Here is a 24,401-nt window from a genome sequence, read left to right as displayed (position 1 = left end):
CATTTTTACATATTATAGTTAAATTATAAGTATATTTACCGCAAAAAATCTGTTAAAGTAATATTCTGCAACATCCGGCTTTAAAAGTCAGAGTCTATGCTCCTCTTCTGAATATTAACATCCATCTGTGGAAACGGAATTTCGATGTTATTTTTATCAAATGCTGTTTTAATTTCTTCTGTAAGCTGCCATTTTGTGTTCCAGTAATCCTCGTTCTTCACCCAGATTCTCGCACCGAGCTCTATTGCCGAATCCTGCAGCTCACTCACAAACACATTGCTCGGCTCATCGCGAAGCATCGTATCTGCTGATGTGACAACAGATTCCAGCACACTCTTTGCGAATGCTAAATCTGTGCTGTAGGATACTGTTACTCTCAAATCAAGCATCCTCTTATCCATCATAGATACATTTGTGATACACGAATCAGCAAGCTTTCCGTTTGGTATCATAACCATCTTGTTATCTATTGTCAAAAGCCTTGTATAAAACAGATTTATATCCTTTACAGTGCCCTCTGTACCACTTGAACCGTCAACTATGTAATCGCCCACACCAAACGGCTTCATCATAAGAATAAGCACGCCTCCTGCGAAATTCGACAGACTGCCCTGCAATGCCATACCTACAGTAAGTCCGGCAGAGCCAAGAACCGCTATAACAGAGCCTGTCGCCACTCCAAATCCCGAAAGCAGTGCCATGACAAGGATAAAATACAAAAAGTATTTAATAACATTTGCTAGAAATGATGCCACTGCAGCGTCCATTCTGCTTTTATCAAATCCTTTTTTAATTATTTTTACGACTGATTTAATCACCTTAATACCTATAAGCAGTATCACTATCGCAACAACAAGCTGCACGAGAAAGCTTATAAGCGATGGCATATATTTCTCCAGATACGTCTTTACAATGCCCGGGTTTTCAATAACCTGCTGTACTTCGGTATTTGCAACCGGCACTGATACTTCACTAAGAATTTGTCTGATCATATAATCTCCTATATATCTCTTATATTTCTTATATCTCTTATATATTTTCTATATTTGTTATATTTGTTATTTCCTTATAACCCACTAAATCCCCCATATAAAATATGGGGGATCAGTATTTAAATCAAATATTAATTCACTATTTAATAACTCTCACTCTGAGCACTCCGTCAATGGCAGAAAGCTTCTCAACGGTAGAAGCATCAATAGCTGAATCAAGATCAAGAAGTGAATATGCATAGTCACCCTTGCCCTTGTTTGTCAGATCAGATACATTAATATCAGCCTCTGCAAGAGCTGTTGTAATCTGTCCAATCATACCCTTAACATTCTTGTGAAGGATTCCGACTCTGCCTGAAGCTGTGCATGCACCCATGCTGCAGTCAGGGAAGTTTACTGAATGAACGATATTACCATTCTCTAAGTAATCTCTCAACTCCTTGACAGCCATAACTGCACAATTGTCCTCTGACTCTGCTGTAGATGCTCCAAGATGAGGTGTTACGATGCAGCCCTTTGCTCCAACAGTTGTGTTGTTAGGGAAATCTGAAACGTACTTCTTAACCTTTCCCTTGGCAAGTGCATCTACCATAGCCTCTTCGTCAACGAGAAGATCTCTGGCAAAATTTAATACGATAGCGGTTGGCTTCATCATTGCAATAGCATCAGCGTTTACCATCTTCTTTGTTGAATCAAGAAGAGGTACATGGATTGTGATGAAATCACAGTTCTTGTAGATGTCCTCAACATTGCTGATATGCTTAACGCTTCTTGAAAGGTTCCATGCAGCATTTACTGAGATGTATGGATCATATCCGTAAACATCCATGCCCATATGTACTGCAGCATTTGCAACAAGTACACCGATGGCTCCAAGTCCGATAACACCGAGCTTCTTGCCTGAAATCTCTGTTCCTGCAAAGTTCTTTTTCTGCTTCTCAGCTGTCTTTGCAATATTCTCATCGTTCTGGTTTGCAAGACACCAGTCGATACCTCCAACGATATCTCTTGATGCATAAAGCATTCCGGCAAACACAAGCTCCTTAACACCATTTGCATTGGCTCCCGGTGTGTTGAATACAACGATTCCCTGCTCGGCACACTTGTCAAGCGGAATATTGTTTACTCCTGCTCCTGCTCTTGCCACAGCAAGCACCTTGTCACCAAGCTCCATGTCATGCATAGCGGCACTTCTTACAAGTGCTGCATCTGCATCCTTAATATCATCAACCTTTTTATAATCGTCAGAGAACAGGTCAAGGCCTACTCCTGCGATTGGGTTTAAGCATGTGTAATTAAACATTATGCATTCTCCTCCTCAAACTTCTTCATAAACTCTACAAGCTTCTCAACGCCCTCTTTTGGCATAGCATTGTAGATAGATGCTCTCATTCCGCCAACTGTACGGTGTCCCTTAAGGTTTACAAATCCGGCTGCAGTTGCCTCCTTTACAAACTTGGCATCAAGCTCTGCATCTCCTGTTACAAACGGAACATTCATGAGTGATCTGTCCTCTTTTCTTACTGTTCCCTTAAAGAGCTTGCTCTGATCAAGGAAATCGTAGAGAATCTTGGCCTTCTCCTCATTTCTCTCCTTCATAACTGAAAGACCGCCCATCTTCTTGAGCCATTTGAATACCTTGCCACAGATATAGATGCCGTAGCATGGTGGTGTATTGTAAAGAGAATCATTATCGGCCTGAGTCTTCCACTTGAGCATGGTTGGTGTGCCCGGTAGACAATCATCTGTGATAAGGTCCTCTCTGATAATTGCTATAACTACTCCGGCAGGTCCTACATTCTTCTGTACTCCGCCATAGATAACAGCATATTTTGATACATCTACAGGCTCTGATAAGAAGCATGAAGATACATCAGCTACAAGGTTCTTTCCCTTTGTGTTTGGAAGCTTCTTGTACTTTGTTCCGTAGATAGTATTGTTCTCGCAAATGTATACATAATCCATATCATCTGTGATTGGTAAATCTGAGCAGTCAGGTATGTATGAGAAGGTCTCATCTGCAGATGAAGCAAGCTCTACGGCGTCTCCGTAAATCTTAGCCTCGGCAAACGCCTTTTTAGCCCACTGACCTGTGATAATGTATCCTGCTTTTTTATTTTTCATAAGGTTCATCGGTACCTCAGCGAAGAACTGTGAAGCACCACCCTGAAGGAAAAGTACCTTGTAATTGTCAGGTATATTCATAAGCTCGCGGAGATCCTTCTCGGCATCCTTGATAATGTCATCAAACCATTTAGATCTGTGGCTCATCTCCATAACCGACATTCCGCTTCCCTTATAATCCATCATCTCTGCTGCTGCTTCCTGCAATACCTCCTCAGGTAAAACTGCAGGTCCTGCTGAAAAATTGTAAACTCTACTCACTCTAATTTCCTCCTTGTGTCGCATTGTAGTCCTCTTCATCGAAAGACTCGTTGATAGGCTTGCCCGGTGCAACCATAGGCCATACCTTGTCATCTGAATCAATGATACAATCGATGACAAACGGTGTCTTGCTCTTTAAGGCATCTGCAAATGCTTTTTCAAATTCTTCCTGGGTCTTAACACGTCGTGCGGTGGCTCCCATTGCCTCTGAAAGCTTTACATAATCCACCCCATCATCGAGTACGGTTGCCGAGTAATGCTTCTCGTAAAAAAGAGTCTGCCACTGGCGTACCATTCCAAGTACATGGTTGTTTATTATAACCTCGATAAGAGGAAGCTTTTCTCTTGAAGCTGTTGCAAGCTCGTTCATGTTCATTCTGAAGCATCCGTCACCTGCAATATTGACTACAGTCCTGTCTGGATTAGCTGTCTGGGCACCGATTGCAGCACCGAGACCGTATCCCATGGTACCAAGACCTCCTGATGTAAGAAGAGTTCTCGGCTTACTGTATTTGTAATACTGGGCTGCCCACATCTGATGCTGACCGACCTCAGTAACCATTATAGCATTTCCTTTTGTCATTTCATAGATTTTTTCAATAACAAATGGTCCGCTAAGTCCCTCTTTGTGATATGTAAGAGGAAAAGTCTTTGCATATGCAAGCACATGCTCAACCCATGAATTGTGGTCAAGCTGTGTGAGCTTTTTGTTGATGCGTGTAAGTATTTCCTTCACATCGCCTATAACACTCGATGTAACACGGATATTTTTATTAATCTCTGCTGCGTCTACGTCAAACTGTAATATCTTGGCCTGGTCTGCAAACTTTTTAGGATTGCCAAGCACTCTGTCCGAAAAACGCGTACCAATCGCAATCAAAAGGTCGCACTCTGAAACTCCAAGGTTTGAGGTCTTTGTGCCATGCATACCAAGCATGCCTGTGTAGTTATCACTTGTGCCGTCATATGCACCCTTGCCCATGAGCGTATCGCAAACCGGTGCATTCACCTTGTCTACAAACTCCTTAAGCTCTTTGCTTGCTCCGGAGAGAACCACTCCGCCTCCAACAAATATATATGGCTTTTTGGATGCTTTTATGAGTTCAATTGCATTATCAATGTCACTGTCTGTAATTGTTTCTGTCACACGCTCAGGAAGCTTGATTTCCTGCCTGGTGTACTCTACCAGCTCTGCCGTAACATTCTTTGGAATATCCACAAGTACAGGACCCGGTCTGCCTTTTCTTGCTATGTCAAAGGCTCTGCGTATTGTATCTGCAAGCTTCTCGACATCCTTTACAATAAAGCTGTATTTGGTTACAGGTGTTGTAATTCCGGCGATATCTATCTCCTGAAAGCTGTCCTTTCCAAGTAACGAGACTCCGACATTACATGTGATTGCGACGATTGGAATCGAATCCATGTATGCTGTCGAAATTCCTGTGACCAGATTTGTCGCTCCCGGTCCGCTTGTAGCCAGACAGACGCCAACCTTTCCGGTGCTTCTCGCATAGCCGTCGGCCGCATGGCTTGCTCCCTGCTCATGTGAGGTCAGCACATGCTTAATCTCCGGATGCTTGTAGAGCTCGTCATAGACATTAAGGATGGCTCCTCCCGGATAACCGAATACTGTGTCAACACCCTGTTCTTTTAAGCATTCTATAATAACCTGTGATCCTGTTAACTGCATCTTGTATTCCTCTTTTTCTTATACGAATCCTTTACGATAATAGATAAAAGCCTTATTCGTATTGAATTTTCTATCAAAATATATACTACGCGTTCTGCTCGCCCGGAAGTGCAAGGATGGCTCCTCTGTTTCCTGATGTAACAAGTGCTGCGTATCTCTTCAAATAGCCTGTTGTAACCTTCGGCTCTCTAGGCTGCCACTTTGCCTTACGCTCAGCAAGCACCTCATCTGACACGTCAAGCTCAAGCTTCATGTTTGGAATATCAATCTTTATGATATCTCCCTCTTCAACCAGGGCAATCGGTCCGCCTACTGCGGCCTCAGGTGAAACATGACCTATTGAAGCTCCTCTTGAAGCTCCTGAAAAACGTCCGTCTGTGATGAGTGCTACAGAGCTTCCAAGTCCCATTCCGGCAATAGCGGATGTAGGGTTAAGCATCTCTCTCATTCCAGGGCCGCCCTTTGGTCCCTCGTATCTGATGACAACCACATCACCCTCTACGATCTTGCCGCCCTTTATTGCTGCAATTGCATCTTCCTCACAGTCAAATACTCTTGCAGGTCCCTCATGAACCATCATCTCATCGACAACTGCTGAACGCTTTACTACAGAGCCGTCCGGAGCCAGATTTCCTTTAAGCACTGCAAGTCCTCCGGTCTTTGAATATGGATTGTCTACCGGTCTGATGACCTCAGGGTCTCTATTGACTGCATTCTTTATATTCTCTCCAACTGTCTTTCCTGTAACGGTCATACAGTCTGTATTTAAAAGTCCGATATCAGCAAGCTCTTTCATGACAGCCCACACACCGCCGGCCTCATTTAAGTCCTCCATATATGTAGGGCCTGCCGGGGCAAGATGGCAGAGATTTGGTGTCCTCTCACTGATTGGATTTGCAAAGCTGATATCAAAATCAAAGCCTATCTCATGAGCGATAGCCGGAAGATGAAGCATAGAGTTTGTAGAGCAGCCGAGTGCCATATCAACTGTGAGTGCGTTCATTATTGCATCCTTTGTGATGATATCTCTCGCCTTGATGCCCTTGTTGTACATATCCATAACAGCCATTCCGGCATGCTTTGCAAGACGGATACGCTCTGAATATACAGCAGGTATTGTTCCGTTTCCGCGAAGTCCCATACCGAGCGCCTCTGTAAGACAGTTCATAGAGTTGGCTGTGTACATTCCAGAGCATGAACCGCAGGTAGGACATACCTTGTTCTCATACTCACATACATCATCCTCAGTCATAGTACCGGCAGCGTATGAGCCGACAGCCTCAAACATCGATGAAAGACTTCTCTTTCTGCCCTTTACGTGGCCTGCGAGCATTGGTCCGCCTGATACAAATACTGTAGGCAGATTAAGACGTGCAGCCGCCATCAGAAGTCCCGGCACGTTCTTGTCACAGTTTGGAACCATTACAAGTGCATCAAACTGATGAGCGATTGCCATACACTCTGTAGAATCTGCAATCAGATCTCTTGTGACAAGGGAATATTTCATACCCACATGTCCCATTGCAATACCATCGCAGACTGCGATTGCAGGAAATACTACAGGCACTCCTCCTGCCTCTGCAACTCCAAGCTTTACAGCCTCAACGATTTTGTCTATATTCATATGGCCCGGAACAATCTCATTGAATGAGCTTACGATTCCTACCATAGGCTTTTTCATTTCCTCCGGTGTAAAACCAAGAGCATTAAATAAACTTCTTGCCGGTGCCTGCTGCATTCCGGCTCTTGCGTTATCACTTATCATATTTTATCTCCTTATTTATCTCCGACTATTTCTTTGAGTACTTCATCATTACTACTGTATACACAACAATCTGCATATCTATAACCTGTTAGCTGTCTATTATAAGTCATGCAGCTACACACGTTCTGCGATGAGATCACCCATCTGTGCTGTGCCTACCTGTGTGATACCCTCTGTAGTCTCACCCGGCTGTGGCATGATGTCGATTGTCCTGTAGCCCTCCTTAAGCACCTGCTTTACAGCATCCTCGATTGCCTGTGCTTCCTTGTCCAGATCAAATGAATAGCGAAGCATCATGGCTGCTGAAAGGATTGTTGCGATAGGATTTGCAATGCCCTTTCCTGCGATATCAGGAGCAGATCCGCCACTTGGCTCGTAAAGTCCGAACTTTGTATCGTTAAGGCTTGCTGATGAAAGCATACCGATTGAGCCTGTCACCATACTTGCTTCATCTGATAAAATATCTCCAAACATATTCTCTGTGAGGATAACATCAAACTGCTTAGGATCCTTTACAAGCTGCATTGCACAGTTATCAACAAGCATATGCTCGTATGTAACCTCCGGATAATCCTTAGCGACCTCCTCGACGATCTTTCTCCATAATCTGGAAGAATCAAGCACATTTGCCTTGTCTACGGATGTGACCTTTTTCCTTCTCTTCATGGCTATATCAAAGCCTCGCTTTGCTATTCTTCTGATTTCATTCTCATTGTATGTCAGTGTATCTGTGGCTGTAACAACTCCGTCCACCTCTTTTGTCTCTCTGGCTCCGAAGTAAAGACCTCCTGTAAGCTCACGCATAATCATCATATCAAAGCCATCTCCGATGATATCGGCGCGGAGCGGACATGCTGCAGCAAGCTCCTTGTACAGGTATGCCGGTCTAAGATTTGCAAACAGATTGAGCGACTTTCTAAGCTTTAAAAGTCCTGCCTCCGGACGAAGCTCAGGGGCCAGCTTGTACCATGGTGATGTGGCTGTGTTGCCACCGATAGAACCCATCAGCACCGCATCTGAATCAAGCGCAGTCGCAATAGCCTCATCTGTAAGAGGAACACCTGTAGCATCAATTGAGCAGCCACCCATAAGGATGTCTGTGTAGTTGAAGCTGTGTCCATACTTGTCTGCTATTTTGTCCAATACCTTTTTTGCCTCAGTGACTATCTCCGGTCCGATTCCGTCTCCGGAAATTACACCAACTTTATATTCCATAATTTCTTACCTCTTTTACATAAAAATACATATTCTTATATTAAAGCATTAAAGTAGTTATTTCAATATGCCGGGATATTTTACTTTTTCATGCAATTTATAACTGCAGCTTATAATAACTGCATACTATAATAACAGTTTTTTATTATTATTGCAAGAGATGCGGATAATAAGAAAACCGCCACTTATGTGACGGCTTTACAAATCTGCATTATTTAGCTGAATCCTCTGCTTTCTCAAGGTCAGCGATAGCTGCCTTCTGCATTGGGATACGGCAGTTCTTGTTGTTACCAAACTCAACGATTACAGTATCGTCCTCGATATCGATAACTGTACCGTAAAATCCACTTGTTGTAAGAACTGTGTCTCCTGTTGCAACCTCTTTAAGCATTAGCTCCTTTTTCTTCTGCTCCTTCTTCTGTGGACGGATCATAAGAAAATACATAACTGCGAAAAGTACTACTAACCAGACAATCATTCCAATTGTTCCTGCTGCCTGACCGTTTGCTAAAATTGATGTCATCAATTGTTCCTCCTAAATATTCTATAATTGATGTGTTCTAAGCACTATTACCATAATACACGTTAAACGTGCTAACGGCAAGGATTTTTTATCATTTTCGAGATTTTTTATATTTATCTGCTAGCTCTGCTCTCCCTGTGTCATTCCATAGAGCTTTTCAGCCTTGTATGAGGCAAAACGGCCTGCATCAAGTGAATCCCTTATCTCCTCCATCATGTTGTTGTAGAAATACAAATTATGAAGCACGCACAGTCTCATTCCGAGCATCTCCTTTGCCTTTAAAAGATGCCTGATATATGCACGCGAATATGTGCGGCAGGCAGGACAGTTACATCCCTCCTCAATAGGGCGCATATCCTTCTGATACTTCTGGTTGAACAGATTAAGCTTGCCGTGATTCGTGTATACATGTCCGTGACGGCCGTTTCTGCTTGGGTATACACAGTCAAAGAAGTCGATTCCTCTCTCTACACCCTCAAGTATATTGGCAGGAGTTCCTACTCCCATCAGGTATGTAGGCTTATTCACAGGCAGATGAGGCACTGTTTCATCAAGAATATGGTACATCTCCTCATGGCTCTCTCCTACCGCCAGTCCGCCGACAGCATATCCATCCAGCTCAAGCTCAGAAATGCGCTTTGCATGGTCAATTCTTATATCATCATAAATAGCTCCCTGATTGATGCCAAATAAAAGCTGCTCCTTATTGATAGTATCCGGTAAACTGTTTAAGCGTGCCATCTCCTTTTTGCACCTCTCAAGCCAGCGCGCGGTCCTGTTTACAGAGTTTGTCACATACTGTCTGTCTGCAACGCTAGATGGGCACTCGTCAAATGCCATAGCAATCGTGGAGCCGAGGTTTGACTGTATCTGCATGCTCTCCTCAGGTCCCATAAAAATCTTGGCACCATCAATATGCGAGTTGAAGTACACGCCCTCCTCCTTTATTTTGCGAAGACCTGCCAGTGAAAACACCTGGAATCCGCCGGAATCTGTAAGGATCGGTCTGTCCCACACCATGAATTTGTGCAGTCCGCCAAGCTCTTTAATGATTTTGTCTCCGGTTCTTACATGCAGATGATATGTATTTGACAGCTCAACCTGACACTTTATCTCCTTTAAATCGTCTGTAGAGACAGCGCCCTTTATCGCGCCGACTGTTCCTACATTCATAAATACAGGGGTCTGTATATCTCCATGCACAGTATGGAATGTACCTCTCTTGGCACGTCCCTCCTGTTTTAGTAACTCATATTTAGCCATATTTTCGTTTAATTCTCCTGTTTCTTTTACTTATCGTCATTGCCCACGATTTTTCTGATTAATATTCCGTTGGTCAGCAATGTGTTATCTATGCAATGCCTCTCAAAAAGCACCTCGCCGTCCTTTGGCACCTCAATATCCTCATCAGAGCAGTTGACTATAACCTCCACATATGTATCCACCCAGCCCATCTTTCTGAACTGGATTACCCTTGGATTGTCAGCAAAATCATCAGGGAAATGGAAGTTTCTGCCCTTTAAAAGCGGCTCACTCGCTCTTAAATGAATGAGCTTTGATACCATCTCAATGCGCTCCTTAAACCTGCCTGCCTCAATATCATCCCACGGCATACATCGTCTGCAGTCAGGGTCATAGCCGCCCGGCATGGCAATCTCAGTACCATAATATATACATGGGCTGCCCGGCATGGCAAAAAGCACTGCTAGCTGTGCAAAGTACTGGTCGAGATTCTTTGTATCAGAGCGAAGGCGCTTTGTATCATGTGAATCAAGCAGATTGAAAAGCACATCATTGGTCTGCTGCATGTAGTTGGTATAACATCTGTTTATAGTATACTCAAAATCCTGATTCGTCTGGCTCTTATCTATCCAGAAATCCTTGATGCTCTCTCCAAGCGGATAGTTCATAACCGCATCAAACTCATCTCCACGCAGCCACGGAAGAGCATTATGCCATATTTCTCCCAAAATGTAAATATCCGGATTGATTTCCTTAAGCCTTGCCCTAAGCTCCTTGCAGAATCGGTGTGACACCTCATTTGCCACATCAAGGCGCAGTCCGTCTATATGATAATTTTCTACCCAGTTGGCGCAGATATCGATAAAGTATTTTCGCACCGCCGGATTATTTGTATTGAGCTTTGGCATATTGTCAAAAAATCCAAACGTATAAAACTGACCCTTTTTAGCCGCTCCATGCTTAAAGTCAAGAGGCCATTCATTGATCATAAACCAGTCATAATACTCTGAATCCGCTCCCTTTGCCAAAACATCCTGCCACGGTGCAAAATAATAGCCACAGTGGTTGAACACTCCGTCCAGCATTATTCTCATATCACGCTTATGTGCTTCTAGCACAAGCCTCTTAAAGGTCTCTTCGTCGCCAAAGCTTGGGTCAATCTTTGCATAATCCGTTGTATCATACTTATGATTGCTTGGCGACTCGTTTATCGGTGTCAGGTAGATACCGTTTATTCCAAGCTCCTTTAAATAATCAAGCTTTTGAATGATTCCTGCGAGGTCTCCGCCGAAGCACTCCTCATTCTTGACCTTGCCTCTATTTCTCCACGGAACAACATAATCAGGATCTATCGAGTGGTCTCCATTGCAGAATCTATCCGGAAATATCTGATACCATATAGTGTCATTTACCCACTTCGGTGTGACCGGAATATCACACGGATTCATCCATGGAAATACAAAACACTGGCGGCTTCTGCCCTCAAGTGCCATCTGCTCTGCACTCACGAAGCCATCCTCAAAGTAAAACCATCTCTCATCTTCTGTTATGAGCTCAAAATAATATTTAAGTCTCTTGAATTGTGGCTTTACCGTGGTGGTCCACCATATCTGGTGCTTTAATTTCTTTTTAAATATAATCGGCTGCTTATCGCCATTCCAGGTCTCCCCACCGCCTAATATACCGGCTGCGAATGGGTCACCGAGTATGATATTTACTTCCTTCACATCATAACCGGTCTTTATATTTATGATTAATTCATCCTCATTTAAAGGATAGCAGTAGTTGTCGTATGCCTGGTGAAATACACCGTTAAATTCCATGTTTTCTCCCTCTTTTGCTGTCTTATTGTAGTTGTTTATCATTGTGGCGCTAAGGACGGCTCGTAAGTCGCGGTCACCGTGAGCGTCCACGCGCTGCCCTGTTCGCTACGCTGCGCTGTTAAGATTCTGTACGAATTATGCTTATAGATTTTCTCTGGCTGACGAAACCGTCGCTACTCGCCCTCCGTGGCTCGATAGCTCCTTGCCCCGGCGTCCCTGCCGGTGCATTTCTGTGTATCGAAGCATAATTCTACAGACTCTAAACAGCTTCGCTATTCGCTCCCAGGGCAACACGTGTACGCCCGCGGTGGCCGCGGCTTACGTGCCTTACGTTGTGGCAAAATTGCTACAAATGATGCTGCTTAATTATGCTTCGCTTAAATTCTGCTTCGCTTAATTTGCGCTTTGCATATACAGGCATGCAAGCATGCATCGATGATACCTTTTGACCCTTTAATCACATAATTACATACAAACATAGTTCGAAAGTTACCTAAATAAAATAATATCATAGTTTTCTTGACTATTCAACTTGCTATTAATTATAATGTATTTATTATCGTAACTATTCGAGTCACATTGAAAACCCAAAATGCTGTTTACATGCAAGCATGATGTATCATTTTTTGTTCTCAGAGGTTTAAATAGTTACCCATTATTATTTATAATAAGGAGACCATCATGGCAGGTTCATCATACGGAAATATTTTTAAGGTAACAACATGGGGAGAATCACACGGAAAGGGCTTAGGTGTCGTTGTGGACGGCGTTCCTGCGGGGCTTGAGCTGTGTGAGGAGGATATTCAGATATTCTTAAACAGAAGAAAGCCGGGACAGTCCAAGTTCACTACTCCACGCAAGGAGGATGATGCGGTTGAGATTCTCTCCGGTGTGTTTGAGGGAAAGACTACAGGCACACCTGTTTCTATGGTTGTGTGGAATAAAAATCAGAAATCAAAGGATTACAGTGAGATTGCTTCGTACTATCGTCCGGGGCATGCTGACTTTTGCTTTGATAAGAAATACGGCTTCAGAGACTACAGAGGCGGAGGTCGTTCTTCGGGACGCGAGACAATAGGCCGTGTTGCAGCAGGTGCTATCGCTGTAAAGATGCTCTCGAGCCTTGGCATAAAATTTCTTACATACACCAGATCAATAGGTCCTGTTACAATTAATGAGGTTAATTTTGATGCCCATGAGATTTACAACAATTCACTATATATGCCTGATGCCGATGCAGCGCTAAAAGCTTCTGAATATCTGGAGGAATGCCTTAAATCACTCAATTCCTCAGGCGGTGTGTGTGAATGTGTCATCACAGGTCTTCCTATCGGGCTCGGTGATCCCGTATTCGAGAAAATTGATGCCAATCTGGCAAAAGCTATTATGTCTATCGGAGCTGTAAAGGGCTTCGAAATCGGCGATGGCTTTGATGCAGCAAGGGCAACCGGACTTACAAACAATGATGCCTTTATTATGAGGGATGGCGCTGTTTCAAAAGAGACAAATCACTCCGGTGGTACTCTCGGCGGCATGACAGACGGCTCACCGCTTATTTTCAGAGCCGCCATAAAGCCTACTCCTTCAATCGCAGCTACACAGCACACTGTAAATAAATCCGGTGAAGATATAGAGATTTCCATCAAGGGACGTCATGACCCGATTATCGTGCCACGTGCTGTTGTTGTTGTTGAAGCTATGGCTGCAATTACTATTGCGGATGCACTGCTTATGAATATGGGAGCACGCATGGACCGCATCACAGATTTTTATAAAAAATTATAACTTTATCTTATAGTAAAAAGCATCTATCCTGTTTTTTCCGGACAGATGCTTTTTTATCTATTTCATTGGAACAATCTGTAATGTTTTTCCTAATGAATTTAAAATATATTTTAGAATATATTTCCAAGAAGCAGCGGATTTAACAACATATACTGCGCATTCGTCACCCCAAAAGCCACAAGCGCCAGTGGCAGCACAATAAAAAGGACGCATGATATAATCACAGACATGCCGCTTCTTAAGTATTTAAACATTGCAAAAACAAACAGGCTGACCAGTAATCCCCCTATAAAGCGCATCAGCATTATGATAAGTATATACTGCCCTACCGATATATTCTGCGAAACACGCCACAAATGCTCCATACTTGCCGCCGGAGCATTAAGCCCCTGCGTGCCATATGCCAAAAGCACATTGCACAGCCGCACAATATATACAAGTGCAAATGCTGTGACAGTGCCCAAAAAGCCAAGTATGCATTTGATTCCCATATGCTGCTTCCTGCCACGGCGGGTAGTCCTTAAAAGCCGGATTTCATGGTTTGCATAATCCGCTCCGCATATACCGCAGGCTATTGCTATTAGGAGAATAACATACACAAAGGCCTGTGCTGTATCACGGTTTTTGAAGTCTGTTCTGTCGGTAAGGATATCATAGCCCTTTTCAAAAAACAGCCAGCCCTCATTTAACGTCTTAAGATAATCCACATGTGCTGTAAGCTTGTTGAATGCCTCCTGTCTGCTCAGTTCATCCTTGTACTTTATATTGATATAGCTTTCACTCTTCCCCTGTGCCATATCGTAAGCAATGTTATCTGACAGCCGGTCGTATTTTGCTCTTTCTTCATCCAGAAGCTCATTGGTTTTGGCAGTTAAAGGTCCATAATATTTGTCCATATATTCCTTGTAATACACCTCATCAACCGAGTCATAGGAAAGCTTCTCTGCCGGATTCCACCATACCACAAAAAGAGCTGCTGCAATCAAAATAAGTAACACTTTTCCCGGAACAAGTGCCTTATAGCATTCGTGCAAAAATAAAGATGTATGGCAGCCTGTATTTTTACCGCAGGCAAAGCCGGGCAGTAAAAGCAGCTTCTTTTCATGCACCGAATTGAGATAATTTGTAACCGCAAAAATACATACAGCTATACACACAAGCCAGAACAAGCCATACAATACCCCGGTATTAAGCGGATATCCAAACAGATTGATATTGACATAATCAGAAAAAAGTCTGCCTGTCCTGACTCCGTACATGATATTTATGTACTTAAGGAAGGCTAGGAAGCTGGTTCCTGATATCGTTGTGTAGCAGATAGCCTCAATAACCACGGTCACTGCAGAAGCAACGAACACAAATATAATATTGTCAAGCGCTGCGCATATCAGCATAAAAAACAAGCCAAGCAATATAAAGCTTATTATTTTCACAGGAAAATAGCATGCCAGAAATTGTCCTATACTAAGCTTAAACGGACTGCCATAGTACAGATAAACACTTTGAAGCGGACTTTTCAGATTTATCGGATTGTAAAAGCACATGCTTATGACTGCATTGATGCCATACAACAGCAAGGTGATAAGCACGACCGCCATAATCATCACAAATGACTTTGACGCCATAAGCTGCCTTCTGCCCCTTGCAGTTGTTCTAAGCAATGCAAGCTGGTTCTCGCTTTTTTCATAAAACACAAGATTGAGCGCAATGATAAAAAGCATAATCACAGCCACATAGTCGGTAAGCTCATTGTCTGTAATATTCAAAAGTCCCGATGCATCAATAACCTCAGGCACTGTACCTTTAAGCTTACTGTAGACTCTGCTCGTTTTAGCAGCATTTTTCTCTGCGAAGCCTCCATTGCCGGAAAACTTATTCATAATCGAAATCTCGTCAGCCTTTTCATTTACAGAGTCGAGATACTCATCATAAGACAGACATGCTCCTACTTCCTTGTATACCCTGCTGCACAGACTAATCCTGCCGTAAGTTTCTGCCGTCATCTGCCTTTGTTCAATTTCCGGCAAAACCTCCTCACGGCTGTAATTGCTTATTTCGCCATACAGCGCGCTGTAGTCCTTATCTGTATACCCATCATCATTTACAGTATTCATGGTATACAGTCCAAGAACAGGATTCAGAACAAGCAAAAACAAAAGAATAAGCACTGTTCTTTTAGTCAATAGTTTACATATTTCGTTTTTTACTATATCCATTTTCAGTCCCCATTAAGATACAAATACAAGTCCTCAAGATTTGGCCGCACAGCCTCCTTCTGCCAGCTGCCATCATACGAATCGGCAATAATGCGGGCTATGACACCGTCTGCATCCCTTGAAATATTGCTCACCTTGTATCCGGTGTTCACCTCATCTATCTCATTATCCGATAAAAAAATATTCCATACCTTTCCATCCAGCTCCTGAAGCAGCTTTGACGGAGAACCACTCCTTATTATTTTACCGTTGCTTAACATAACTATCTCTTTGGCGATAAACTCAACATCCGTAACCACATGAGTCGCAATAATAACGATCTTGTCCTTTGCAACCTCTGATATCAGATTACGGATTCTGATTCTCTCCTTTGGGTCAAGCCCCGCCGTCGGCTCATCCAGTATAAGGATGCCGGGATTGCCTATAAGTGCCTGTGCTATCAGTGCTCTCTGCTTCATTCCACCCGAAAAAGCTCCAAGCTTCTTTCCAAGGACATCATCAAGCTTTACCATGCGCACATAGTGATCTATATCTTCCCCGGCTTCACTCTTTTTTAATCCTTTCAGGGATGCCATAAAGTAAAGAAAACGCCTAAGACTAAGCTCCGGATAAATATTCTGCTGCTGTGGCATATATCCGAGAAGCTTCCTGTATTCACTTCCAAGCTCGTCTATGCCCCTTCCGTCAAGCAGCACACGGCCTTTTGATGGAGTCAGATTGTCAGAAATGAGATTCATCATAGTTGATTTACCGGCTCCATTAGGTCCCAAAAGCCCATATATGCCGGGTGTAAATGAAAAAGACACATCATCCAGCGCAGTTTTATCCTTATAAACTTTTGTAAGCCCCTCCAATTCAAGTGTCATTGTTTATATTCCTCCCACTGGTTTCTTACACTGTCAAGATAGCTGTCCATTCCATCTGCTGTAAGCTTTTCCTTTGCACCTTCTATACTCTCCTCAACCGACTTACCATTTAAGCCATTCATGAAATCCGAAAGATCATTTGAGATATTGTTCAAATTCTCCGTATCAGGCTCAAAACCGATAAACGGAGATACTCCGGCATTGTCATAAAGGGCAAAAAACTCATCTTTTCGATTTTCCATGTATCTTTCACCTGTTACCGGATATACATTTATAAACAGATCCAGACAGAGCTTACTTAAATAGTCATCCTCCAGATCAGTACCATCCGTATTGCATGCAACACCGTCTACGACCTTGTAATCCGTGCCTTCCTGTCCATACAGGAGAATATCTGCGTACTTTCCGTTTCCATATAACAGACCTAAAAACTCTACCACAGCATCAACATCCTTAGTGTTTTTCGCTATACCAATGGATGCGTTTACCCTTGATGTCAGATAATGCTCTACTGTTTTTACCGCTATATTATCTTTTTGAAAATTCTCGTCTATCTCTCCGGAACACAAAGCTACAACAAAATTGCCGGACTTAACATTTTGTAATATTTCCTCATTATTTAATCCGATATTATTAAGGTATGTTATCTCACCGGTCTCATCGTCCTTCAGGTATCCGTCTTTTTTCATCTTATCGAGCCCCTTAAGATATTCCGTAAACTTTTGCGATTCCAGTGGATTTTCGACTGACATCGTATCATAATCGAAGCAAAGTCCGTTTCTTATCTCACAGCCGATCATATCTCCAAATACATATCCGTTTATGAGATATTGAAATCCCGGAGCTTTGCTGTTATCCCACTCTGAAGCCTTGAGTATCTGATAAATTCCATCTATGCTTCCATCCCACGAATTTATGACATCATCTGAGATATAATCCCTGTTAAATGCAGCATAAACTCCATTATCATCTGCAAGTGCCGATGGTATGGAATAAATATGTCCGTCACATTTTGCCATCTCCCAAAGATTCTTTGGGAAAGCATCATAAAGTGTCTTTCCCTGATCTTTCGACAAAACATCATCGAGATTTAAGACAAGATCCGAACTTATAAGGTCATATACCGGATTATTTCCATTCTCATCGCCTAAACCTAAAAATGCAACATCTGTTTCCCCGGCAGCAAAGGCACTTTCAAGCTTCTGGCTGTATTCATCATACTCCAGATATTTTATATTCAGCTCATAGTTGTAGCCATCACTCATAAGTGCAGCATTAAACTGCTTAAGGTTATTCTCATCAATCCTGCAAATATCGGGTACAGCAAATGTTATGACCTTTGTATCCGACTTTTTGACTGTTGTCTCGGTCTGTCCCTCTTTAAGTTTTCCTGAATCGCCTGCTTTTTTATTAATACATACCGCTGCTACTGCCGCCACGATCAGGGCAATCACTACAACTGCTATTAAAACACCCTTTTTCTTATTCTTCATTATAGCACCTCAATTTTCTCGGATTAAAATTGCCTTTATTCAGATTATCAAGACTTATAACTCCAAGTGAAAATTCGCCTTCATCATCAGTATAGTTGACATATACCGACTGACCGCATATGTTTTCAATACCAAATGCCTTTTCAGTAGACAGCTTCATCAGTTCTTCACTCTTATCATCCTTCAAGCGGTAATATGTCACTTCATCACTGTTTTCTTCAGAAAGGGCATAATATAGAAAATCTCCGCTCTTTTTTAATGGTCCATATTGTGTTTTTCCATCCGCATCTATCGGAAGCTGTCTTGTCTGTCTGCTTTCGGTGTCAAACACAAAATATCCATCCTTTGACGAATAATAACCATCGCCATCTAACAGCCTAAGATTGTTAATATGGTCTATTTCCGTCAGACATGTTGTCTTTTCATCTGCTATATCATATTGATATATTCCATTAAGCATATTATCGTAGGCAAAAGACTCTGCATCAGCTGTCGCGCCCTCCTCTATCATCAGCTCTGTAACATCATCTCCAAACCGCACAGTCGAATAGTACACTGCACCGTCTTCATAATATATGTCCATAATATTTGACTGTTCGCTTGTTATCTTATCACTCATATACACCTTGTAATTATCAAGATCTATAACAAAAATACCGGCTTCAGGCTTATCATCATTTATAATCTGTCCTTCATCATTAAGCTCCACACTGTTGCTGTAAGCTCCTATAACATAATTATCCCTGTACAAAACAGCCTTAACATGTTGAACATTCTCTAATTTAGCTGTTTTTTTTCGATTCTCACCATTAGAATCCATCACATACAGATACTGTATTGTCATGTCTTCATCTGACATATTTCCTATAAAATAGAGATGATCATTGTAAATTACCGCTCCAGCTTTTGACAATCCATAAAAAGCTGCAGGGCATGAAGGATTCTGATTTGTGCGTGAGTATCCTTCATGTGTGCAGTTTGGCTTGTCACAATAGACAATGTCCTTGCCGGATACTGTATCAATAAGATGCAATATTCCCGAGCCATCAAGATATAATACATTATCCTCAGAGTAGTTATAATCCGGATTTACATTGGAATATGTGTATACCGTATTAGAGGTACTGCGGTTTTTATTCTTTATTATAAAAACCGCAGTCACAATACAGGTGATAAGTATGAAGATGATGAATGCGATAAATATATGTTTTTTCTTCATACTACCTTCCCCCCCCAAAAAAAATATATATTAATTAACATGTTGCTGATGTCTTTGTACTCCATATTTGACCAAAAGCTGAAACTTTATGTGAGCTTACTATCTTAACACTATGACAATTACTTGGAGCTGAAAACTCAACTGAACAATGACTATAATGTGCATTATTCTTTGTATATGTCCCTGTAGCCAGAGTATTAACATCTACATAACTGTAAGTAGATGATACACTAACAGATCCATTATAATCATATGATGTAGAGGCACTCGCCTTTTGTTGACGAATAGTTGATGAAGCTCTAGTTGTATATCCATTGATAGCACCTGTAGCCGCAAACACTGATATACTCATGCCTAAAGTCATTACTAACGTTAATGCTAATGCTAAAACTAATTTTTTAAAATTCGCTTTTGTGATTTTGTTCATATTTTTTCCTCATCCTTTTCTTTTAATAATATTACTAAATTATACTGATAAAATCAATATACCGCTGTTGAATTTGAAGACCATGTCTGACCATATGCAGAAACTTTATGTGAACTTCTTATTCTAACACTATGGCAATTATATGGTGCTGAAAAATTAATTTCAACTGACGTATAATAGCCTTTACTTTTAGTACTACTACCTGTCGCAAGCGTATATGTGTTAACATAACTATAGGTTGAGTCTACCGAAATAGAACCTGTCCTTTTTTCATATGTTGTTGATGCGCTTGCTGTTGTACGAGTTATATGAGATGAGCCAGTAATAGCGTATCCATTAATGGCACCTGTAGCTGCAAATACTGATATACTCATACCTAGAGTCATTACTAATGTTAAAGTGAGTACTAAAACCAATTTCTTAAAATTCGCTTTTGTGATTTTGTTCATATTTTTTCTCCTTCTTCTTTGATATAATTAATTATATGTTTCTATTATTTGTTACCTGAAATCTTCCTTTTTCAGGTCTTTTAGGTTGATATAAAATACAAGCGCAAAATGAATGGGTTTCATTATCTCTTTTTATCTCGAAAATAACTACTTTTTTGACAAGTTCTAATGTTAGTCTTTTCAAACTATTCATTTTCAAATTTCACCTCCTGTTTAATAATTTTTGCCAACCCCAAAAGTAATGCGCATAATATAATAGAAGCAGACATATAACAAACACATAACCTACATACATCAAGCACAATAAGCAATACTATTATAATACTTTCTATTGCTAAAATACATCTAGCAGCCTTCTTTGACTCGTTAACTTCAACATAATCCAATGCCAAATTAGGATGATTTACTGTTCCTATAAAACTTATTACTAATACAGAGCATATAACCAGTAAATAAACAACCATCATGTAACGAACTGATATTAAACACATATGAATAACAACTATACTAATAATTATTGTTTCTATATAACAATGCAAAAATGAACTTGCATGATATCCCCCAGTCCTTTTCCTTAATAATAGAAAAAAGAATAAAAATAACATCATTTGAACAAACTGTTTAAAAATCCCGCCAACAAATAGCACTGATATAATAGTAATCCATTTTTCTATAATCATAGCTATACTATATGTGAAATATTCTTTCATCTCTATATTCAATAAATTTTCTTTTTCCATTTGTTCCACTATAGCATTAACTATATTTTTCACCATGTCTTTTTCTTCCCTTTTTTATAATTTTATCTAACATAATAGATAAAATCAATAATCCCTGCACAAATCGGACATTTTTTGCAGAAAATGGACATAAACTACGGTTACATATTATAACGGGATAATTATAGAAAAACTAAATTCATCGTCCTTATTTTCAATAACATATTCGCCATTGTATTTTTCTACAATTTGAATAATATTTTTTATGCCAATGCCATGCATTTCCGGTTCATCTTTTTTACTTGTTTTTATTTCATTATCACTGTAAATAATTGGATTACTGCATGTATTTTTCACTGAAAGAACTATAAGATTTTCCTCTATCACAAATTTTAGTTTTATAGTTTTCTTTTCCTCACATTTTTCACATGCTTCAATGGCATTATTTAGCAGATTTGCTAAAATTACTACCAGATCCTCATCCTTTATTACAATTTTTGATAAATCATTTACCTTAAACACAAAAACAATATTCTTACTGATAGCCTCCTGATACTTTGTATTAAGAATCGCATTTATTATCACATGATTTGTATTGATTACATTTTTTTCTCCAATAAAAGTATTGCTGATATTTCTTACATATTTACTTGCCTTGTCATATTCATGAGCTTCCAATAAAGATTCTATACACAATATATGATTTTTAAATTCATGTGACTTTTTTTTCTGAATTTCATAATTTTCCGAAATAGAACGGTACATATCAATTTGGTTTTTAAACTGTAGTCCCAATATTTCCTTTTCATGCAATTTAGCTTCACTGGTTACAATATCGTTAATCAGGAAATATACAAATATATTCATCACAGCCAATCCCAAAGAGATAGAATATAAAACGTTCGCCTGCACTTCATTTTTTGTATATTGAAACGTCATAATCATTGCTATAATTGTAATTATTGTAAATACAGGAAAAAACAAAAATCTTCCCCATATTTTGTCAGGTAAAGTCTCTGTTGATTTTTTTCCAAAGTGTTTTTTTAGCAGTAAGATACATAAAAATACAGTAATCTTGCTAAAAATAACAACCAAGCTTCCCTCTAACGCATATCCTTTTTGTACCTCACCCGCTTTTGAAATAATTGTGTTATTACTAATATAAGCTATATAATCAACTATGATTGATAATCCTTGATATAATAATGCAAAAATGACTGATTTTTTTATACTAATTTCAAAATAAAAACTCATAATTATAACTGCAGCCAGTACAACCAACGTCATTTTCAATATAAGCATATCAGACAAAAATAATCCGCATAAATAATAGCAGCAAATCAATGATAGCATCAGCAAAACTTTTTGACTTTTTCTTAATCTCGAATTTTCTTTGCAAAAAACATCGTAAAATAAATTACAACATATCGCTTCAAATATAATAATTACTAAACTGAAAAAATATGTAAACATATATCACAATTCTCCCTTATATGAAATGAATGCATCCTTCACATTCTTATATCTTGCCTTAGGTATGAGCAATTCCTGATTATTACATAACAGTACTTTATAGCATTTAACACTCCTAATATATTTCAAATTAGTCAAATAGCTTTGATGGATTCTAATAAAATGGAAATCTTTTAGTTCATTTTCCAGCTCATTTAATGTGCCATATAAATTATAGATTTTGATTTTATCCTCCATGATATAGAATTGCAGTTTATGTAATTTGCTTTCAATATATAGTATATTGTCTATATTAATCTCCTTTTCTCCTTCATTGAACTTGAATTTTTTCTTTTTTACTACCAAATTCATCTTATGAAGAATGGCATCCATGCATTCGCTTATGGAAGCCTCCAAATTAGTATTATTTTTCAACAGATATCTTATGGCATCGACCTTGTAGCCCTCCAACGAATAATTTATATAGGCTGTCACAAATACAATATATATTTCAGAACTATATTCCCTGATTTTTTGTGCCGTAACAATTCCATCAACATCATCCATATTAATATCCAAAAAAATGATGTTGTATTGTTTAATTTCAATTCCTAAATCTATTATTTCCTTACCTGATGAAAATGTATCTATTTCATAAGAAATCTCTTTTTCATTTAAATAGGCTGCAACATATTTATTTATATTATCTCTAAATACTTTTTCATCATCACATATAGCTATTTTTAACATTTTTTCTCCATTACTATCTGTTGTATTTCAACAAATTTTTAAATAATCTGTATATATTTTTTTACAAAAAAATCCGCAATACTATAATTTAGTATAGCGGATTCATTCCTAAAAAACAATTATTTTAATCTAAAGCGATAGCCTCATTCTCCTGACGTCTTAAAATATCAAACTCATCAGGTGTCTCTGACAGCTTTACATAGAATACCTGCTGTGGATGCGGGCAGGATTCCATCTCATTGCCATCCTCATCAACAAGTGCAAGCACTGTTGCAAGCACATTGTCTCCGTTTGGCTTCATGATTTCAATCTGCTCGCCAACTGAGAACTTGTTTCTCTGCTCCATACGGTAGAGACCTTTTTCATTTGGAGCACCAACTATTCCAAGATAGGTGTAGCCCTTCTCGTAAGTATTGTTATCGTATATCTGAGTCTCCTCCGAAGGCTTTCCGTAGAAAAAGCCTGTGGTAAACTGTCTGTAGGTACAGCTCTTTATCTGCTCTAAGTACCATGGCATATTTGCCTCGTATTTCTCAGGTGACTCAAGATAATCATCTATCGCCTTGCGGTAGGTTCTTGCTACTGTTGCCACATAGAGAGCGGTCTTCATACGTCCCTCTATCTTGTAGCTGTCTATTCCTGCATCAATCAGATCCGGGATATGCTCTATCATGCACAGATCCTTTGAGTTGAAGATATATGTGCCACGCTCATTCTCGTATACCGGCAGATACTCACCCGGGCGCTTTTCCTCCACAACAGAGTATTTCCAGCGGCACGGATGTGTACATGCGCCCTTATTCGCATCACGGCCTGTGAAATAGTTGGAAAGCAGACATCGGCCGGAATATGAGATACACATTGCTCCGTGCACAAAGGTCTCTATCTCCATCCTGTCATCTATATGCCCTCTTATCTCCTTTATCTCCTTAAGCGAAAGCTCTCTGGCTGTCACCACGCGGCTGGCTCCGAGATTCCACCAGAACTGATATGTGCCGTAGTTCGTGTTGTTGGCCTGTGTGCTGACATGTCTTTCTATCTCTGGGCAGACCTCCTTTGCAATCATGAAAACTGCCGGGTCTGCAATAATCAGTGCATCAGGTCTGTCCGGCTTCATGTTGTGAAGCTCTGTAAAATATTCACGCACTCCGTCAAGGTCATAGTTGTGAGCCAAAATATTGGCAGTAACATACACTCTCACACCGTGAGCATGTGCAAAGGCAACACCCTCTGCCATCTCCTCCATGGAGAAATTCTTAGCCTTGGCCCTTAGTCCAAATGCCTCTCCACCGATGTAAACTGCATCAGCTCCATATATAACTGCTATCTTAAGTACCTCCAGGCTGCTCGCCGGACAAAGTAATTCTATTTTTCTCATTTTTTCTCCCAT

At 40.4% G+C, this 24,401-nt stretch carries 21 protein-coding genes; 1 reads left to right on the top strand and 20 read right to left on the bottom strand.

Translation table 11 applies throughout. The features are described from left to right. Positions 1–80: 80 nt before the first annotated feature. The 9 genes from ACW6PM_RS02845 to ACW6PM_RS02805 form a co-directional block, all read right to left on the bottom strand. Positions 81–992: a mechanosensitive ion channel family protein gene (locus ACW6PM_RS02845; RefSeq protein ID WP_456056162.1), complete on the bottom strand. Its 912-nt coding sequence runs from the start codon at positions 990–992 to the stop codon at positions 81–83. A 139-nt stretch (positions 993–1,131) separates the two neighbouring features. Continuing rightward, complete coding sequence (locus ACW6PM_RS02840) at positions 1,132–2,295, bottom strand: phosphoglycerate dehydrogenase (protein ID WP_012742715.1); 1,164 nt, start codon at positions 2,293–2,295, stop codon at positions 1,132–1,134. Continuing rightward, on the bottom strand, positions 2,295–3,377 hold the full coding sequence (gene serC / locus ACW6PM_RS02835; RefSeq protein WP_041254065.1) for a 3-phosphoserine/phosphohydroxythreonine transaminase: 1,083 nt from the start codon (positions 3,375–3,377) through the stop codon (positions 2,295–2,297). Before serC ends, ACW6PM_RS02840 begins: the two co-directional genes overlap by 1 nt. A 1-nt stretch (position 3,378) precedes the next feature. Further along, a complete protein-coding gene (gene ilvB / locus ACW6PM_RS02830) occupies positions 3,379–5,067 on the bottom strand; it encodes a biosynthetic-type acetolactate synthase large subunit (RefSeq protein WP_456056161.1) in 1,689 nt (562 codons plus the stop codon). An 85-nt stretch (positions 5,068–5,152) separates the two neighbouring features. After that, positions 5,153–6,832, bottom strand: coding sequence for a dihydroxy-acid dehydratase (gene ilvD, locus ACW6PM_RS02825; RefSeq protein WP_012742718.1), 1,680 nt, complete (start codon positions 6,830–6,832; stop codon positions 5,153–5,155). 114 nt (positions 6,833–6,946) lie between these two features. Next, the gene (leuB, locus tag ACW6PM_RS02820; RefSeq protein ID WP_012742719.1) at positions 6,947–8,047 is read right to left on the bottom strand and encodes a 3-isopropylmalate dehydrogenase; all 1,101 of its coding nucleotides are present in this window, start codon (positions 8,045–8,047) and stop codon (positions 6,947–6,949) included. 211 nt (positions 8,048–8,258) lie between these two features. Continuing rightward, on the bottom strand, positions 8,259–8,570 hold the full coding sequence (gene yajC / locus ACW6PM_RS02815) for a preprotein translocase subunit YajC (RefSeq protein WP_055061704.1): 312 nt from the start codon (positions 8,568–8,570) through the stop codon (positions 8,259–8,261). 120 nt (positions 8,571–8,690) lie between these two features. Continuing rightward, a complete protein-coding gene (gene tgt / locus ACW6PM_RS02810; RefSeq protein ID WP_012742721.1) occupies positions 8,691–9,833 on the bottom strand; it encodes a tRNA guanosine(34) transglycosylase Tgt in 1,143 nt (380 codons plus the stop codon). A 26-nt stretch (positions 9,834–9,859) separates the two neighbouring features. Then, positions 9,860–11,635 (bottom strand): glycoside hydrolase family 13 protein, encoded by a 1,776-nt coding sequence (locus ACW6PM_RS02805; protein WP_456056160.1) that lies wholly within the window; start codon positions 11,633–11,635, stop codon positions 9,860–9,862. Positions 11,636–12,316: 681 nt separating this feature from the next. On the opposite strand from ACW6PM_RS02805, the gene aroC reads away from it, so the two are divergent. After that, complete coding sequence (gene aroC, locus ACW6PM_RS02800) at positions 12,317–13,420, top strand: chorismate synthase (protein ID WP_456056159.1); 1,104 nt, start codon at positions 12,317–12,319, stop codon at positions 13,418–13,420. 110 nt (positions 13,421–13,530) lie between these two features. Here aroC and ACW6PM_RS02795 read toward each other — a convergent pair whose 3' ends face one another. The 11 genes from ACW6PM_RS02795 to ACW6PM_RS02745 form a co-directional block, all read right to left on the bottom strand. Then, positions 13,531–15,636, bottom strand: coding sequence for an ABC transporter permease (locus ACW6PM_RS02795; protein ID WP_456056158.1), 2,106 nt, complete (start codon positions 15,634–15,636; stop codon positions 13,531–13,533). A gap of 2 nt (positions 15,637–15,638) precedes the next feature. Next, positions 15,639–16,502: an ATP-binding cassette domain-containing protein gene (locus ACW6PM_RS02790; protein ID WP_456056157.1), complete on the bottom strand. Its 864-nt coding sequence runs from the start codon at positions 16,500–16,502 to the stop codon at positions 15,639–15,641. After that, positions 16,499–17,995: an extracellular solute-binding protein gene (locus ACW6PM_RS02785; protein ID WP_055222645.1), complete on the bottom strand. Its 1,497-nt coding sequence runs from the start codon at positions 17,993–17,995 to the stop codon at positions 16,499–16,501. Before ACW6PM_RS02785 ends, ACW6PM_RS02790 begins: the two co-directional genes overlap by 4 nt. Further along, positions 17,985–19,214: a hypothetical protein gene (locus ACW6PM_RS02780; RefSeq protein ID WP_456056156.1), complete on the bottom strand. Its 1,230-nt coding sequence runs from the start codon at positions 19,212–19,214 to the stop codon at positions 17,985–17,987. The genes ACW6PM_RS02785 and ACW6PM_RS02780 overlap by 11 nt, the downstream gene beginning before the upstream one ends. Positions 19,215–19,248: 34 nt before the next feature. Next, the gene (locus ACW6PM_RS02775; protein WP_015569360.1) at positions 19,249–19,641 is read right to left on the bottom strand and encodes a hypothetical protein; all 393 of its coding nucleotides are present in this window, start codon (positions 19,639–19,641) and stop codon (positions 19,249–19,251) included. Positions 19,642–19,694: 53 nt separating this feature from the next. Continuing rightward, complete coding sequence (locus ACW6PM_RS02770) at positions 19,695–20,090, bottom strand: hypothetical protein (RefSeq protein WP_015569361.1); 396 nt, start codon at positions 20,088–20,090, stop codon at positions 19,695–19,697. Between the two features lie 31 nt (positions 20,091–20,121). Then, positions 20,122–20,283 carry an AgrD family cyclic lactone autoinducer peptide gene (locus ACW6PM_RS02765; RefSeq protein ID WP_015569362.1) on the bottom strand — a complete coding sequence of 54 codons (162 nt, stop codon included), beginning with the start codon at positions 20,281–20,283 and terminating at the stop codon, positions 20,122–20,124. Further along, positions 20,276–20,866, bottom strand: coding sequence for an accessory gene regulator B family protein (locus tag ACW6PM_RS02760; protein ID WP_456056155.1), 591 nt, complete (start codon positions 20,864–20,866; stop codon positions 20,276–20,278). Before ACW6PM_RS02760 ends, ACW6PM_RS02765 begins: the two co-directional genes overlap by 8 nt. 111 nt (positions 20,867–20,977) lie before the next feature. Further along, complete coding sequence (locus tag ACW6PM_RS02755; protein ID WP_456056154.1) at positions 20,978–22,282, bottom strand: sensor histidine kinase; 1,305 nt, start codon at positions 22,280–22,282, stop codon at positions 20,978–20,980. Positions 22,283–22,285: 3 nt separating this feature from the next. Next, positions 22,286–23,011 carry a LytR/AlgR family response regulator transcription factor gene (locus tag ACW6PM_RS02750; RefSeq protein WP_055162359.1) on the bottom strand — a complete coding sequence of 242 codons (726 nt, stop codon included), beginning with the start codon at positions 23,009–23,011 and terminating at the stop codon, positions 22,286–22,288. Positions 23,012–23,135: 124 nt separating this feature from the next. After that, on the bottom strand, positions 23,136–24,389 hold the full coding sequence (locus ACW6PM_RS02745) for a peptidase U32 family protein (protein WP_022293414.1): 1,254 nt from the start codon (positions 24,387–24,389) through the stop codon (positions 23,136–23,138). Positions 24,390–24,401 lie beyond the last annotated feature (12 nt).

It is taken from the genome of Agathobacter sp., from assembly GCF_977054825.1.
Note: the sequence above shows the minus strand (reverse complement) of the source record. Positions and strands in the feature narration are given on the sequence as shown.

Excerpts from the sequence above, each read along its gene's own strand:
- ACW6PM_RS02845 (WP_456056162.1), bottom strand. The coding sequence starts at position 992 with ATGATCAGACAAATTCTTAGTGAAGTATCAGTGCCGGTTGCAAATACC.
- ACW6PM_RS02840 (WP_012742715.1), bottom strand. The coding sequence starts at position 2,295 with ATGTTTAATTACACATGCTTAAACCCAATCGCAGGAGTAGGCCTTGAC.
- ilvB (WP_456056161.1), bottom strand. The coding sequence starts at position 5,067 with ATGCAGTTAACAGGATCACAGGTTATTATAGAATGCTTAAAAGAACAG.
- ilvD (WP_012742718.1), bottom strand. The coding sequence starts at position 6,832 with ATGATAAGTGATAACGCAAGAGCCGGAATGCAGCAGGCACCGGCAAGA.
- leuB (WP_012742719.1), bottom strand. The coding sequence starts at position 8,047 with ATGGAATATAAAGTTGGTGTAATTTCCGGAGACGGAATCGGACCGGAG.
- yajC (WP_055061704.1), bottom strand. The coding sequence starts at position 8,570 with ATGACATCAATTTTAGCAAACGGTCAGGCAGCAGGAACAATTGGAATG.
- tgt (WP_012742721.1), bottom strand. The coding sequence starts at position 9,833 with ATGGCTAAATATGAGTTACTAAAACAGGAGGGACGTGCCAAGAGAGGT.
- ACW6PM_RS02805 (WP_456056160.1), bottom strand. The coding sequence starts at position 11,635 with ATGGAATTTAACGGTGTATTTCACCAGGCATACGACAACTACTGCTAT.
- aroC (WP_456056159.1), top strand. The coding sequence starts at position 12,317 with ATGGCAGGTTCATCATACGGAAATATTTTTAAGGTAACAACATGGGGA.
- ACW6PM_RS02795 (WP_456056158.1), bottom strand. The coding sequence starts at position 15,636 with ATGGATATAGTAAAAAACGAAATATGTAAACTATTGACTAAAAGAACA.
- ACW6PM_RS02790 (WP_456056157.1), bottom strand. The coding sequence starts at position 16,502 with ATGACACTTGAATTGGAGGGGCTTACAAAAGTTTATAAGGATAAAACT.
- ACW6PM_RS02785 (WP_055222645.1), bottom strand. The coding sequence starts at position 17,995 with ATGAAGAATAAGAAAAAGGGTGTTTTAATAGCAGTTGTAGTGATTGCC.
- ACW6PM_RS02780 (WP_456056156.1), bottom strand. The coding sequence starts at position 19,214 with ATGAAGAAAAAACATATATTTATCGCATTCATCATCTTCATACTTATC.
- ACW6PM_RS02775 (WP_015569360.1), bottom strand. The coding sequence starts at position 19,641 with ATGAACAAAATCACAAAAGCGAATTTTAAAAAATTAGTTTTAGCATTA.
- ACW6PM_RS02770 (WP_015569361.1), bottom strand. The coding sequence starts at position 20,090 with ATGAACAAAATCACAAAAGCGAATTTTAAGAAATTGGTTTTAGTACTC.
- ACW6PM_RS02765 (WP_015569362.1), bottom strand. The coding sequence starts at position 20,283 with ATGAATAGTTTGAAAAGACTAACATTAGAACTTGTCAAAAAAGTAGTT.
- ACW6PM_RS02760 (WP_456056155.1), bottom strand. The coding sequence starts at position 20,866 with ATGGTGAAAAATATAGTTAATGCTATAGTGGAACAAATGGAAAAAGAA.
- ACW6PM_RS02755 (WP_456056154.1), bottom strand. The coding sequence starts at position 22,282 with ATGTTTACATATTTTTTCAGTTTAGTAATTATTATATTTGAAGCGATA.
- ACW6PM_RS02750 (WP_055162359.1), bottom strand. The coding sequence starts at position 23,011 with ATGTTAAAAATAGCTATATGTGATGATGAAAAAGTATTTAGAGATAAT.
- ACW6PM_RS02745 (WP_022293414.1), bottom strand. The coding sequence starts at position 24,389 with ATGAGAAAAATAGAATTACTTTGTCCGGCGAGCAGCCTGGAGGTACTT.